This window comes from Streptomyces sp. NPDC087420, assembly GCF_044744165.1.
GTDB lineage: Bacteria > Actinomycetota > Actinomycetes > Streptomycetales > Streptomycetaceae > Streptomyces.
This window is the reverse complement of the sequence record NZ_JBIUXU010000007.1, coordinates 414,428-426,417: the sequence shown is the minus strand read 5'-3', so window position 1 is coordinate 426,417 and position 11,990 is coordinate 414,428. Positions and strand designations below refer to the sequence as shown.

9 protein-coding genes and 1 pseudogene are annotated in these 11,990 nt (G+C 71.3%); 8 read left to right on the top strand and 2 right to left on the bottom strand.

Annotated features, from left to right (window positions below; all coding sequences use genetic code 11):
- Window positions 1-86: 86 nt before the first annotated feature.
- Entirely contained in the window at window positions 87-728 is a 642-nt protein-coding gene (locus ACIO1C_RS17200) for a CGNR zinc finger domain-containing protein (RefSeq protein WP_401864025.1), read from the top strand.
- On the opposite strand, the pseudogene ACIO1C_RS17195 reads toward ACIO1C_RS17200, so the two are convergent.
- Window positions 682-1,400: pseudogene (locus ACIO1C_RS17195) on the bottom strand (poly(A) polymerase); the annotation flags it as partial. The gene ACIO1C_RS17200 and the pseudogene ACIO1C_RS17195 overlap by 47 nt on opposite strands.
- A gap of 521 nt (window positions 1,401-1,921) precedes the next feature.
- Between ACIO1C_RS17195 and ACIO1C_RS17190 the strand changes: the two are divergent.
- Window positions 1,922-2,539, top strand: coding sequence for a hypothetical protein (locus ACIO1C_RS17190; RefSeq protein WP_401864022.1), 618 nt, complete (start codon window positions 1,922-1,924; stop codon window positions 2,537-2,539).
- A gap of 75 nt (window positions 2,540-2,614) precedes the next feature.
- Here ACIO1C_RS17190 and ACIO1C_RS17185 read toward each other — a convergent pair whose 3' ends face one another.
- Window positions 2,615-3,232, bottom strand: coding sequence for a TetR/AcrR family transcriptional regulator (locus tag ACIO1C_RS17185; RefSeq protein ID WP_401864019.1), 618 nt, complete (start codon window positions 3,230-3,232; stop codon window positions 2,615-2,617).
- A gap of 430 nt (window positions 3,233-3,662) precedes the next feature.
- On the opposite strand from ACIO1C_RS17185, the gene ACIO1C_RS17180 reads away from it, so the two are divergent.
- From ACIO1C_RS17180 to ACIO1C_RS17155, 6 genes are all read left to right on the top strand, one after another.
- Window positions 3,663-5,954 carry a glycoside hydrolase family 3 N-terminal domain-containing protein gene (locus ACIO1C_RS17180; RefSeq protein WP_401864016.1) on the top strand — a complete coding sequence of 764 codons (2,292 nt, stop codon included), beginning with the start codon at window positions 3,663-3,665 and terminating at the stop codon, window positions 5,952-5,954.
- Window positions 5,955-6,220: 266 nt separating this feature from the next.
- Window positions 6,221-8,761: a glycoside hydrolase family 3 N-terminal domain-containing protein gene (locus tag ACIO1C_RS17175; protein ID WP_401864014.1), complete on the top strand. Its 2,541-nt coding sequence runs from the start codon at window positions 6,221-6,223 to the stop codon at window positions 8,759-8,761.
- 72 nt (window positions 8,762-8,833) lie between these two features.
- Window positions 8,834-9,730, top strand: a complete 897-nt coding sequence (locus ACIO1C_RS17170; RefSeq protein WP_401864013.1) for an aminotransferase class IV — start codon at window positions 8,834-8,836, stop codon at window positions 9,728-9,730.
- Between the two features lie 13 nt (window positions 9,731-9,743).
- The gene (locus ACIO1C_RS17165) at window positions 9,744-10,277 is read left to right on the top strand and encodes an NUDIX hydrolase (protein ID WP_401864010.1); all 534 of its coding nucleotides are present in this window, start codon (window positions 9,744-9,746) and stop codon (window positions 10,275-10,277) included.
- Complete coding sequence (locus ACIO1C_RS17160) at window positions 10,267-10,566, top strand: hypothetical protein (protein ID WP_401864007.1); 300 nt, start codon at window positions 10,267-10,269, stop codon at window positions 10,564-10,566. The genes ACIO1C_RS17165 and ACIO1C_RS17160 overlap by 11 nt, the downstream gene beginning before the upstream one ends.
- Before the next feature lie 54 nt (window positions 10,567-10,620).
- Window positions 10,621-11,964, top strand: coding sequence for an FAD-dependent oxidoreductase (locus ACIO1C_RS17155; protein WP_401864005.1), 1,344 nt, complete (start codon window positions 10,621-10,623; stop codon window positions 11,962-11,964).
- Window positions 11,965-11,990: the final 26 nt, after the last annotated feature.

The window sequence follows — 11,990 nt, the reverse complement described above, 5'->3', positions numbered from 1 at the left end:
AACGGGTCATGCCATTCGTGAATGTCAAAGGAATTCACTGAATATTTCGGCGCGCATGACGTACGTAAAAAAGTTACGATTACGTCATGAGGTACGAGGAGGAAGACACCCTCACTCAACGGGACCGTGGCACGACCGGGCGTTTCGATCTCGCCCTGGCCCCCGCCGGCCTCCGCCTGGTGCAGGACCTGGTGAACACCTCCCTCTACGCCTGGAGGGGACAGCCGGGCCTGGATCTGCTGGCCGACCTGCCGAGAGCCCGCGTCTGGCTCGACCGGGCGGTGGCGGACTGGTCGGCCGAGTCGGGACTGCGGGCCCCCGCGATCGACCTCCGGGAGGCCGACCTCGACGGCCTGCGGGAACTGCGCGAGTCCCTGCGCCACGGCCTGCGCGCGACGGCGGAGAACGCCGGGACGCTGCCACCGGGCGAGCGGGGCTTCCGCCGGATGGGTTCCGAGGTCCGGCTGGACATCACGGCGGACGGCGAGGTGGAGTACACCCCGTCGCGGGGCGGAGCCGACGGCGTGAGCGCTCTGGTGGCGATGGAGATGCTGCTGGCCCGCACGGCGGGCACCTGGAACCGCCTCAAGACGTGCGCCCAGCCGGGGTGCGGCGCGTGCTTCTACGACTCCTCACCCAACCGCTCGCGCGCCTGGCACTCCACGAAGACCTGCGGAAACGTCAGCAATCTTCGGGCTTCGAGGGCGCGCAGACGCCAGGTGACGTAGGTCGGCGCGGTGTCGGCAGGGCGCCGCCCTCTGCTGTGTGGGTTTCCACGCCGGGTAGGCCCTTGCTCCACCTTGTGGTGATCCCGGTGAGGCGGGACGCGGGTGGTGGTGTGAACCTTCGCGTCGGGGGCCCGTACGGTCAGGACCAGCCAGGCGGCGTGCCTGCGGTGCAGGGGTGGGGGAGTCCGGAGCCGGGGCAGCGGGTCGGTGCCGGTGCTCGCCGCTGTCTCCGCGATCTCCCAGGCCCGGTAGAGCTCGCTCCTGGGTCAGCAAGTCCCGGAATCCGGGGCCGACTTGCGCGGTGCACAGGCGCACCGGGGATGTCGGGGTCAGGATCTGGACCGGGGTGGCGGGGGGTGTGAGGATCTGGACCGGGGTGGTGGGGGTCGTCGGGATCTGGGCCGTGGTGGTGGTGTCGGTGGGCGTGAGGGCGATCGGGTCGCGCCAGTCCCAGGCGGCCCACGTCGCGAAGAAGTGCCGGAGCAGGGCGGCGTGGGGGAGGCCGCCGGCCTCGCGGGTCGTGCGGGCCGCGAGTACCGACCAGGCCAGACCCGGCAGTCCGCCGAACGGGGCGGAGTCGAGTCCGCGCGCCTTCGCCCACTCCTTGACCTGCCCGGCCAGGAGGGCGAAGCCGGTGTGGTGGTCGCCGACGGCGGCTCGTACGGCGTCCGAGGTCGCCCCCGGCGACCAGGGCAGATGTGGTGTACGGGGGTAGTGGACACGCTCGGTCCTGGCCATGGTCACGACCGCGGCCAGGCGTTCGTGCCGGAGGCACCGGGTGAACTCGCCTGCGGCTGGGGCGACTTGGATGCCTCAGCCGACGGACGTCCGTCGGCGCCGCTCTGGTACGTCAGCACGTCGGGCAGGTCGGTGTGTTCGCACTGCATCCTGCCCAATCCCCCAGTGAGCTGTCTGACCCCGGCTCGCGGGTGCCTGACCGATACGTGACCGAGGAAGAGAGAGCCGACTGTAGCCGAGGCCCCCGGCAGAGGCCCGCGCATTGTTTTCGCCCGAGCGGTGTGGCCGGGCCGCGACGTACCGGCGTGCGCTCCAACTGCCCCCGGTCCGCGCCTTCTTCGGCGCTCAGTCGCACCGGCCGCACGGGTATCCGTGCCGCACAGCGGACCGGGACCTTGGCAACACCGGCACAGGTGCCCACCGGCCGCGCCACGTGGTCGAGTTAGGTTGTGGCCATGAATATGGACGCCTTCGCGCCGGGATTCATCAGCGACACCTGGCCCGGTACCAAGATCGACTCGATGCCCGGACCGCCCCCGCTGATCGACCGGGCCGGAGATCTGGTGGTGGTCGACGGGATCGTACGGTGGACGACCCCCGAGTACGAGAACGAGGGAGGCGGGCGTGCCCACAGGGTGCCGGACGGGACGTACCCCGTCTACGCGGGCAGTGTCGCGTGGGACGACGGGGAGTCTGGGCTCCGGTACTACGTGACCTCGCTCTTCATACCCCTCGCGGAACCCGAGGAGTTGGCCAAGTCGAGCTGGGACGACGGTTATGACGACCGGGGGCCGGAGTTCGAGAACTACGCCTGTCTGTGGAGCGAGCGCGCGAGTCGTGTGACGCAGCCGCATGAGGGGGACGAGAAGAACGAGATCCTCCGCGTGACGGAGAGGGCGCTGCTGTCCGGTCAGGCCCTCGCGGAGCGAGGCAACTGGACCAACGACGTCGTCGATCCGGAGAGCGGCGCGAACATGCTGGGGTTCCCGGTGTACGTCGGCATCAGCATGACGGGGTTCGAGGCGACGAGCGAGGACGGCCGGCTCGTCGGCCTTCTCTTCACCACCTGGTGAACTCCTCGCGGGGAAGCCTGAGACCGGCTGTCAGTACTGTCGTCGCCCCGGCCGCGCCCGTACCCCGGGCACTGCCTACAGGGCCACCGTCAGCTGTGTCCTCAGGTGTGCGCGCAGTACCCCCGCCATGTCCGTGGCGCAGCCGCTGAGCAGCCACTGCACCTGTAGCCCGTCCATCAGGGCGATCAGCTGCTGCGCCGCCGCGTCCGGTGCGATGCCGTCGCGCAGAATGCCCTCGTCGGACGCCTGGGCGTACGCCTGTGCCGTGGACGCGACCGAGTCCCGGTAGCGCTCCACGAAGTAGGCGTGCGCCGGGTGTTCGGGGGAGGTCGCCTCCGCCGCGACCACCGAGAACAGTTCCACGATGCCCCGGCGGGTGGCGTTCAGCTCCGCCAGGTCGGCGAGCCGCCGCAGCCGGTCGACCCCCTTCGCGCCACCCAGCGCCAGCCACTCGCCGTCCACTTCGTCGCGGTGCTCCAACACCGCGAACAGGAGGGACTCCTTGGTGGGGAAGTGGTGCAGCAGACCGGGGTGCGAGATGCCGCAGCGCGACGCGATCTCCCGCAGGGAGGCCCCGCGGTAGCCGACCTCACCGAACAGGGCCATGGCGTGATCGATGATCTCACGCCGCTTCGCGCGGCCCTTCGCGTAGCCGCGGGCCTTCGCGTGGCCACGGTGCGGTTCGGCGGTCACTCGCCACTCTCCCCTGTCTCGCCGGTGCGCCGGTGCGCCGGTGCGTCCGTGCGTCCGTGCGTCGGTCTCGTCGGTCTCTTCGGCCGGTCTCGCGTTCTCGTCGGACAGCTCTCACGCCCCTCGGATGCCCCGGGCCGGACGGCCCCGAGCAGGTTCGCACACCTACATACTTACCACTAGGTCGGTATTGGGCTACCGTGAGTCGGAGTGGCCTGAGCAAGCCGTTCCGACCCGGGAGACCACCGACCATGACCACGACCGCGGTCTGCCCCACGCCTGGCCCGGTGACCGGCGAAGGACGACGACCACCGACGTCGCGGGGCTCCCCCACCGTGTCCTTCCGCCGCGGACACGACGTGAAGCGGAACCGCCGCCGCCCCGTCCGGGTGTCCGCTCGACACACACATTCGACGTTGTGAAAGGAACTGCTGTGGGCTCCTTGCCGCCCTACCTCGACCCCGGACTTCCCGTCGCGGAGCGGGTCGACGACCTCGTCGGCCGTATGACCCTGCCCGAGAAGGTCGGTCAGATGCTCCAGCTGAACGCGAAGGACGGGGTACGGGGCCACATCGAGGACATGTACGCCGGGTCGATCCTCCACGCCTCGCCCGAGCGCGTCCTCGAAGCCGCCGAGCTGACCGGGCGGACGCGCCTGCGCATCCCGCTGCTCGTCGCGGAGGACTGCATCCACGGGCACTCCTTCTGGGAGGGCGCCACGATCTACCCCACGCAGCTCGGCATGGCCGCGACCTGGGACCCCGACCTCGTGGAGCGCATCGCCAGGGCCACGGCCGTCGAGGTCGCGGCGACCGGCGTCCACTGGACCTTCTCCCCGGTGCTGTGCATCACCCGCGACCTGCGCTGGGGCCGCGTGAGCGAGACGTTCGGCGAAGACCCCTTCCTCATCGGCGAGTTGGCCTCCGCGATGGTGCGCGGCTACCAGGGCGACGGGCTGTCCGACACGACGGCGATCCTGGCCTGCGCCAAGCACTTCGCGGGCTACTCGGAAACGCAGGGCGGCCGGGACGCCAGCGAGGCGGACATCTCGCGGCGCAAGCTGCGCTCGTGGTTCCTGCCCCCGTTCGAGCGGGTCGCGCGCGAGGGCTGCCGTACGTTCATGCTCGGCTACCAGTCCATGGACGGCGTGCCGATCACGGTCAACGACTGGCTGCTGAACGACGTGCTGCGCGACGAGTGGGGCTACACCGGCACGCTGGTGACCGACTGGGACAACGTCGGCCGCATGGTGTGGGAGCAGCAGGTGTACGCCGACCACGCGCAGGCCGCCGCCGCGGCGGTCCGGGCCGGCAACGACGTGGTGATGACCACGCCCCAGTTCTTCGAGGGCGCGCAGGACGCGGTCGCGGCGGGCACGCTCCAGGAGGCGGAGATCGACGCGGCCGTACGCCGTGTCCTGACGCTCAAGTTCGAGCTGGGGCTCTTCGAGAACCCCCGGCACCCCGACGCCGTCCGGCAGGCCGAGATCATCGGCAGCGCCGGCCACGCCGAGCTGAACCTGGAAGCCGCCCGGCGCTCGCTCGTCCTGCTCACCAACGACGGCACCCTCCCGCTCGCCGGGGGACTGGTGGCCGGCGAGGAGGGCCGCGCCGTCGCCGCCCCCGGCGCCACGCCCCGCACGGTCGCCGTCGTCGGGCCCAACGCCGACGACGCGCAGACCCAACTCGGCGACTGGGCCGGGTCGTCGGGCCAGGCCGACTGGCTGCCGGACGGCCAGCCGCGCCACATGATCCGTACCGTCCTGGACGGGTTCCGTGAGCACGTACCCGCCGACTGGACCGTGTCGTACGCGCGCGGCGCCGACATCGTCACCGTCGGCCCGGACCCCGAGGGGGAGTTCTTCCCCGACGGGCAGCCCCGGCCGCACGTCGTGGTCCCCGTGGAGCCGGACGACGCCCTGATCGCCGAGGCCGTCGCCGCGGCCGAGGCCGCCGACTATGTCGTCGCGGTGGTGGGTGACCGTATCGAGCTGGTCGGCGAGGGCCGGTCGACCGCGACCCTCGAACTCATCGGCGGACAGGTCGCGTTGCTCGACGCGCTCGCCGCCACCGGCAAGCCGCTCGTCGTCGTGGTGATCAGCTCGAAGCCGCTCGTCCTGCCGCCGTCCGCGCTGGGCGCGGCGGCGATCCTGCACGCCTTCAACCCGGGCATGCTCGGCGGCCGCGCCGTGGCCGAGGTGCTCCTCGGCCTCGTCGAGCCCTCGGGGCGCCTGCCCATCTCCTTCGCCCGGCACGCCGGCCAGCAGCCCACGTACTACAACCAGGTACGCGGCCAGCACGGCAGCCGGTACGCCGACCTCACCCAGAGCCCGGCGTTCGTGTTCGGCGAGGGCCTCGGCTACACCACCGTCGAGTACTCCGACCTCAAGGTGCTCACGACCACCCTGGGGGCGGCCGACGCGGTGCGCGCGCGTGTCGTGGTGACCAACACCGGCACCCGTCCGGCGCTGGAGACCGTCCAGGTGTACGTCAGCGACACCATCACGTCCGTCACCTGGGCGGAGAAGGAACTGAAGGCGTACCAGCAGGTGTCCCTCGCACCGGGCGAGTCGCGCGAGGTCTTCATCGAACTGCCCGTCGCCGCGTGCACCCTCGTGGACGCCGGAGGCGACCGCATCGTCGAACCGGGCGCCTTCGAGCTGCTCGTCGGCCCCTCCTCCCGTGAGGAGGCGCTGCTCCGGGCGGGCTTCACCGTGGAGGGCTGACACGCGTCAGGCGGCCCCCTTCCCGGTGCCGGGAAGGGGGCCGCCGATTTGGCGTGCCTGGTGCCGCGCCGCAGGTCAGAAGGGCGGCGGCTGCCTCAAATGGGCACGGCGGATGCCTCAATTAGACTTTGTACAAACAAGATTGACAAGGCATCAGTCGAATGCGAGGGTTCATCCGCGTTGAGCCCGAGCCGGTCAATGAGGACCGCGATCCGTCGGGCGGCCCCCGGTATCGCACGGCGTTTCCGCACGTTTAGGAGAAGTACGTGAACCAGTTGACGCATCTCCCGGCGTGGCCGTCATTACGGTCGGACATCGCCCCCGACCCGGCGCTCGAACAGGCCATCCGCGGCATCCTCGCGCGTATGACGGCCGAGGAGAAGATCGGGCAGATGATCCAGCCCGACCTGGTGGAGCTCACCGCCGACGACGTACGGACGTACCGGATCGGCTCGGCGCTGAACGGCGCGGGGCGCTGGCCGGGCGGAGACCGGCTAGCAGGTGCCGAGGCCTGGGCCGAGACGGTCGGCGGCTTCTGGGAGGCCGCACAAGAGGCGTACAAGGACCGGCCGTTCACGATTCCCTTCATGTGGGCGAGCGACGCGGTGCACGGCCACAACAACGTGCACGGGGCGACGATCTTCCCCCACAACATCGGTCTGGGCGCGGCGCACGACGCGGACCTGATCCGGCGCATCGGCGCGGTCACCGCGCGCGAGATCGCCGCCACCGGCATCGACTGGACCTTCGCCCCGACGGTCGCCACCCCGAGGGACCTGCGCTGGGGCCGCTGCTACGAGGGCTATTCCGAAGACCCCGAGATCGTTCATGTCTACGCGCGTGCGATGGTCGAGGGCCTCCAGGGCGACGCCGAGGGCCTGCGTACCGACTCCCGGGTCATCTCCTGCGTCAAGCACTGGGTGGGCGACGGCGGCACCTTCGGGGGCGAGGACCGGGGCATCGCGCGGTGCAGCGAGGACCTCCTGCGCAACATCCACGCCATGGGTTTCTTCTCCGGCATCGAGGCCGGCTCCCAGTCCGTGATGGTCTCCTACAGCGGCTGGGAGAGCGAGGACCGTTCCGAGGAGCGCGCCCACGGCAGCGCCTACCTGATCACCGACGTCCTCAAGGACGCGCTCGGGTTCGACGGCATCGTCGTCGGCGACTGGGACGCCCACCCCTACGTGGAGGGCTGCACCCAGGGGGACGCCGGGAACGTGATCAAGGCCGGGGTCGACATCCTCATGATCTCGTCCCGCGAGAAGTGGCAGGCCGTCTACCGCGACGCGCTGGCGCGGGTGAACTCCGGCGACATCCCGATGTCCCGCATCGACGACGCCGTACTGCGCGTGCTGCGGGTCAAGATGCGGGCCGGCCTGTGGGACAAGCCCAGGCCCCAGGACCGGTCGCTGGCGGGCCGGGAGGAGATCCTCGGCGCACCCGAACACCGCGCGCTGGCCCGCGAGTCCGTACGGAAGTCGCTCGTGCTGCTCAAGCACGAGAACGCCGTCCTGCCCCTCGCCCGCACCGCCAGGGTCCTGGTCACCGGCAGCGCCGCCGACGCCATCACCAAGCAGACGGGCGGCTTCACCGTCACCTGGCAGGGCGACGACGTCACGCTGGACGACTTCCCCGGCGGGGCCACGCTGGCGGGCGCCGTCGCCGGGGTCGTCGGCGAGGGCCACTGCACGGTCGACCCCCTTCTGGACCACGCGGACCCGTCCGGGCACGACGTCGTCGTGGTCGGCATCGGCGAGGACACCTACGCGGAGATGCTCGGGTCCATCAGCCCGTGGCACACCGTCGAGTACGCCGCGCTCAAGCCGTCCTACGCCCGCGACCTGGAGATCCTGCGCGAACTGCGCGCCGCGGGCGCCACGGTGGTCACGGTCCTGTTCAGCGGCCGCCCGCTCTACGTGACGGAGGAGATCAACCTCTCCGACGCCTTCGTGGCCGCGTGGCTCCCCGGACCCGCCGCGCAGGGCATCACCGACCTGCTCTTCACCGACGCCGAGGGGGAGCAACCGTACGACTTCCGAGGGCGCTTGAGCTTCAGCTGGCCCCGCGGCCGGCGTACGACGACCTCGCACCGGGTCCCGCCCCACATCCCGGACTACCAGGTGCCGCCCGGGGAGGAGGAGCCCGTCGGCAAGCACGCGCCGCTCTTCCCGTACGGGTCCGGGCTGACCCTGCGCGGCCCGGCCGCGACGGACGGCCCGGGGCCGTACCCGCTGCCGCTGGATGAGGACGACGACGCCCCGCCGGCCGAGCTGTTCACCGGCGACACGCTGGTGGTCGGGCCCGGCGACCCCGCGTACCTTTTCGAGGTCAGCGCCACCGCCAACGGGCCCCAGCCGATCCCCTCGGACGGCCGGCACGAGACCGTCTTCATCACGACGGAGCCGGTCGGGACACCGGGCGGGCGCGACGGGGTGTCCCTGACGTTCAAGGGCACCAGGACGTTCGTGTACGCGCAGGCCCACGGAGGCCGGCCGGCCGACCTGCGGGATCTGGTGGCGCGGGACGGGACGCTGTCGTTCGGCGTACGGGTCGTCGATCCGCCGGCCGATCCGTTCTACCTGGCCTGCCACAACGACTACCCGCGGCAGCCCGCACTCGACATCTCCGCCCGGCTGAACGCGCTGCCCGCCGGGGAGTGGACGCGGATCTCCGTACCGCTGTCCGAACTGGCCGCCGGCGGGATCGACTTCGCCCATGTCGACGTGCCTTTCCTGATCTGTACGGAAGGAAAGGCACGCCTGGAGATCAGCGGGATAGAACTCGCGGCCGCGCCGCGAAACGTCTGAACGCACGCACTGCCGAACGACCGAACGGCTGAACTACCGAACGACTGAACTACCGAACGGCTGGGGGAAGTCATGGGTGACAGAGTCATGTGGTTCAACGGATCCGTCGTGCCCTGGGAGGACGCACGGGTCCATGTCTGGGACGAGTTGGCGCTGCGCGGCGCCAACGTCTTCGAGGGAATGACGGCGTTCTGGGACGCGGAGCGGGACCGCCACCTGATGCTCGCCGCCGAGCAGCACGTGGACCGCCTCTTCAACTCCGCGCGCATCGCCGACATCCCGGCGCCGGAGACCCGGGACGAGGTCTTCGCCGCGCTGGCCGAGGTCGCCTCCCACCACCCTGGGAAGGACGTCTACCTGCGGCCGACGTTCTACGCCGCGCGCGGGCGGTCGACCCTGGCGCCCGAGAGCGAGGGGGCCATGTACATCGGCGGATTCGAGTTCGCCCCGGTGGCGCCGCCGCGGGTACGGGCCGTGGTCAGCGCCCACCGCCGCTTCGGCGGACCCATCGGCCCCCTCGCCAAGTCCGGCGGTTCGTACCTGGACTTCCGGGTGTTCGAGCGGGAGAGGACCGAGCGGGGCGCCGAGCACATCTTCATCCTCAACGAGGACGGGCACGTCGCCGAGGCGGACGGCGCCGCCATCCTGATCGTCCGCGACCAGGAGATCATCGTCCCCTCCGTGGACACCGGCGTCCTGGACTCCATCACCAAGCGCATCCTCCTCGACATCGCGCGCGACCTCGGCCACCAGGTGACCGAACGCCGCGTCCTGCGTGAGGAGTTGTACGACGGACAGGTCCTGCTCGCCGGGACGCTGCTGGGGATCCGCCTGGTCGACAGCACGGACGGCGTCGCTCCCCGTGACCCCCGGGCCACCGGCCGGGCCCGCGAACTGGCCGCCGCGTACGACGAGTTGTGCCGGGGCGGGCATCCCCTGTCCAAGACCTATCTGACCCCGCCGGCCTGAGCCGGTGGGAGCCATGCGTGAGATCGGAAGCGAGACGGTCCACCGCAATCCCTGGTTCTCCATCCTGCGCAAGCGGTACGAGGACGGCCTGGGGGACCGGCACACGTACTTCATGGTCAGCAAGCCGGACTCCGTCCTGGTGGTCGTACGGCACGAGGAACGCTTCGTCGTCGTGGACCTGCCGCGGCAGACCTTCGGCGGCGCGCGCAGCGTCGAATTCCCCCAAGGGGGCATCGAGGCGGGGGAGTCACCCGAGTCCGCCGCACGGCGCGAGGTGCTGGAGGAGACCGGCCTGCGGGTGACGGACCTGCGGCACCTCGGGACCTTCGCCGAGAGCAGCGGCTTCTCGACGACCTCCTGCCACGCGTACAGCGCGCGTGCCGTGGCGGAGGCCGGCCCCACGGACCGGGATCCGTTCGAGGAGGGCATGACCGTACGGACCCTGTCGTGGCCGGAGCTGCGCCAACTGGCCCGCGACGGCGGGATCCAGGACTCCGCCACGCTTGCCGCGCTGGCCCTGGCGGAGGTGGTGGACGATGACCGTTGACACCACGGAGATCTCGGTCGCGCTCTTCATCGACGTACGGATCAGCCTCGTCAGCGGGAACGTGGTGGCCCGGCACCCCGGCGCGTCGTCGGACGCGCAGGACCGGCTGCTGCTGGCGGGGCTCGGTCCGCTGCGCTCCGTATCGCCTCGCGGCAACGCGGGCCTGCTGCTGGAGACGGCCCGGGGCGAGTGCTGGCTGGTGGGCCTCTCGGAGTCGTCCGGGCTGGTCGCCTCGGTCGAACACGTCAACCCGTTCGCGGACACGCCCCGGACAGGCGGCCACGCCTAGACAGGCGGACACGCCCGGGACAGGTCGGTGCCTGAATCCAGGACAGGGACAACAGTGACACGCAGCTATGACGTCGTGGTCGCGGGTGCGGGCATGGCGGGAATACTTACGGCACTGGGACTGACCGCACGCGGCGCTCGGGTGCTGCTGGTCGAGGAGCGGCGGCTCGGCGGGGGCCAGTCGGGGCAGTCGCACGGATACCTGCACCGGGGCTACGCGTTCGGCCCGAACGAACCACGCCTGCCACTCCTGTTCGAGCGCGCGCGGGACCACTGGGACGCCCTCACGGCCGGCCTGACGCCCGTCACGCCGGGCTCGGTGGTGTCGTTCTCCAACCCGGACGCGTCACGGCGCGCCCAGGAGCACTGGCAGGCCTCAGGCCTCCCGGTCCGCCCCGTGGAACCGCCGCCGTGGCTCGGCGACGGGTTTGTCTCCTCGTTCAGGAGCGAGGAGGAGACCTACGACTTTGGCCCTGTCCTGCGCTGCCTCGGCGAGCGGACCGCGGCCACCGGCATCGACCTCGCCCGGGGCAGCATCAGCCGGACGGCGGACGAACCGGGCGGTGTGCTCAGCGAGTTCGTCCGTCCGGACGGCACCACCGAGACGATAGCGAGCCGCGCCGTGGTCGTCGCGGCCGGAGCGGGCGCGCCCGGCATCCTCGCCCGCTCGGGCCTGCCGCCCGTCGTGCGGTGCCGGAAGTCCTTCATGCTGGTGCTGCGCGGGCACCTGCCCGTCATCAGCGCCGTCTTCCCCGAGCGTGAGGAACACGGACTCTTCGTCGCCGGCCGGACGGGGCACGAGAGCGGGACGACCTGGCTCGTCTCCGACTTCCAGTCGTTCGACAGCGCGCGGGGCGCCGGGGGACAGCTGGCCGGCTGGTGGGCGCACCGCGTCCTGTCCACCCTGCGCGGGGTCGTCAGGCCGGGCCCGCTGGCGGGCGTGCGGCTGATCTCCGGGTACGCGGCGGTCAAGTCGGGGCTGCTGCCGAGCAGCGGCACGGTGGCGGACGAGTTCAGCCACGACTTCCTCGGCGGCCGGGCCGTGGTGGTCAGCCCGTCGAAGCTCACCCTCGCGCCGCTGGCCGCCGAGAGCGCCGTGAAGTCGGTGTCGGCCGTGCTGGGGATACCGTTCACCGGCGTCGAATGGGACCGCGTGACGGTGCCCGTGTCACCGTCCGTGTCGACAACCCTGACGACGCCCGCGTTGTCGTCCCCGCCGACGTCCGTGTCTCCGTCCCCGCCGGCGCCCGCGTCGCCGCCGGGCCCGGCCGCCGCCGACTCCGTACTGGTCAGCTCCGCCGGAGAGCTGTGGGAGACCGACCTGCACGCCCTCAAGGACCCCGACCTCCTGGGTGACCTCCCGGGCATCGCCGCGCTCAGCTCGCTCTACGCGCACTGACCCGCGCCCCCCTGACACACCCCCAC

What these genes read in the sequence shown, in the direction of transcription:
- ACIO1C_RS17200 (WP_401864025.1), top strand. Translation starts at nt 87, where the DNA reads ATGAGGTACGAGGAGGAAGACACCCTCACTCAACGGGACCGTGGCACG.
- ACIO1C_RS17190 (WP_401864022.1), top strand. Translation starts at nt 1,922, where the DNA reads ATGAATATGGACGCCTTCGCGCCGGGATTCATCAGCGACACCTGGCCC.
- ACIO1C_RS17170 (WP_401864013.1), top strand. Translation starts at nt 8,834, where the DNA reads ATGGGTGACAGAGTCATGTGGTTCAACGGATCCGTCGTGCCCTGGGAG.
- ACIO1C_RS17165 (WP_401864010.1), top strand. Translation starts at nt 9,744, where the DNA reads ATGCGTGAGATCGGAAGCGAGACGGTCCACCGCAATCCCTGGTTCTCC.
- ACIO1C_RS17160 (WP_401864007.1), top strand. Translation starts at nt 10,267, where the DNA reads ATGACCGTTGACACCACGGAGATCTCGGTCGCGCTCTTCATCGACGTA.